We start from the raw sequence: 593 nt of genomic DNA on the forward strand, positions 1-593 counted from the left end.
GTGTAACCTTGTCTTGCTGATACGCAGCACTAAACTCTTCATGCGTTAAGCTTACCTGAGTCATCGCCTTCATATCCATCGACATACTCGGAGACAGTTGGCGAGTTACCTCGGTATCCATGGCTGCCAACTCATCAATGAGGTTGGGAGCTATCGTCAACAAGTCACAACCTGCCAATGCCAAAATTTGCTCGGTAGAGCGGAAACTAGCGCCCATTACTTGCGTCTCGTAACCGTGCTGTTTGTAATACTGATAAATGAGCTTGACTGACTGTACGCCCATGTCATCAGAAGCCGGTACGTTTTGACGACTTTGTTGTCGTTTTTGCCAATCTAGAATACGGCCGACGAAAGGTGATATCAGGGTCACACCAGCATCTGCACAGGCAATCGCTTGGTGTTGTCCAAACAGTAGGGTCAGGTTGCAATGAATATTTTGGGTTTCAAGATAGCGTGCGGCCTCGATGCCTTGCCAAGTCGCCGCCATTTTTATCAATACTCGTTCTGAGTCGACCCCCGCTTTTTGATAAGCCTCCATAAAGGCCAAGGCTTTGTCGATTGTCGCTTGAGTGTCGTAAGATAAGCGAGCGTCC

The 593-nt window shown here is 48.4% G+C and carries 1 protein-coding gene; it reads right to left on the minus strand.

Annotated features, from left to right (window positions below; all coding sequences use genetic code 11):
• Positions 1-593 (minus strand): transaldolase family protein (locus SB772_RS39090; RefSeq protein WP_410838399.1); only part of this gene is annotated, 593 nt, incomplete at both ends.

The organism is Paraburkholderia sp. SIMBA_030, assembly GCF_046535245.1.
Lineage (GTDB): Bacteria > Pseudomonadota > Gammaproteobacteria > Burkholderiales > Burkholderiaceae > Paraburkholderia.